At 44.3% G+C, this 1,170-nt stretch carries 1 protein-coding gene and 1 pseudogene; both read left to right on the top strand.

Features of this window, described 5'->3' with window-relative positions:
• Positions 1-160: pseudogene (locus R7F67_RS24555) on the top strand (capsular biosynthesis protein); the annotation flags it as partial.
• Between the two features lie 9 nt (positions 161-169).
• The coding region (locus R7F67_RS24560) for an oligosaccharide flippase family protein (RefSeq protein WP_318057505.1) at positions 170-1,170 on the top strand (1,001 nt) is incomplete at its 3' end.

Raw genomic sequence — 1,170 nt, forward strand, 5'->3', positions numbered from 1 at the left:
CTATCCTTTTTTGGCGCAAACACCGGAAGACATGGCAAAGCAAATGACACATTGCATCAATCACTATGATGACATTGATTTTCGCCAATACACCACCGAGTTGAATGAGACGTTCAGTGAAGAAAAACAACGCCTCGCTCTAAACAACATTTACAGTTAGAGAAATAGAATGTTTCAAGCCATTCAACAAAAACTGCTACTTATGCCGAGTGGCAAAAAGAACTTGCTGTCACTCGGCATGAAAACGGCAATCACGCGAGTTTTCAGTGCTTTATTTGCCTTTTTGCTTACGCTCATCGTGTCGCGCACAACCGATGCATCCACTTCAGGTCAGTTTTTCTTCTTGTTCAATCTCGTATCGCTCACAGCCATTATTTCTCAGCGAGGCTTTGACGTTGCTTTAGTCCGATTCAACGCTATCGCGTTTAGCAACAGAGATATTCAACAGCAAAGTGACAACTATTGGACGGCTTTAACTCGCAGCATCACATTTTGTTTCGTGGCTGCCGTTACTCTATTTGTCGGCTTTTACCTTTTTCCAAATCAACTGAATCAAACCAACAGTCCAATAGTGGCGATTACGCTCGCGCTGATGTGCGTACCTTTCCTCGTATTAGGACAAACCAACAGCCGTGTTTTACAAGCAAGTAAAATGGTGGTGCCATCCCTATTCGCGCTTCAACTCGGCGTCAGTGTGCTCATGGTTTTGTTCATTATTGGCCTGAGCACACTGCACTTACAAAACATCAACAGCCTAATGGCGGCATTGCTGCTGGCGAGTCTGATCGTCGGTATTGCTTCAACGACTAAATGGTTTAGCTCTGGTCAATATCAAAAGCCGACCCCGACAACAAATATCGAACTGATTTCCTCTGCGAAGCAAGTGTGGATTGGCAGCATTTTCACCAATATCCTCCAATGGGGAAGCATTGTTATTGCTGGTTTTTTTATTTCTACCACGGAGCTAGGATTGTTAGCAGCAGCGCAACGAACATCGCTACTGATTGGCTTTGTACTGATTACCATTAACTTCGTTGTTGCCCCAATGTTCGCCTCTCTTTTTAAAGAGGGAAAGCTGGATAAACTGCGCAATTTAAGTCGATGGGCTTGTCGCGCAAACATTGGCGCAGCTTTACTTCCTGTCTTGGTTTTCACCCTATTTCCTGAATT

This window comes from Vibrio sp. YT-17, from assembly GCF_033337375.1.
GTDB lineage: Bacteria > Pseudomonadota > Gammaproteobacteria > Enterobacterales > Vibrionaceae > Vibrio > Vibrio alginolyticus.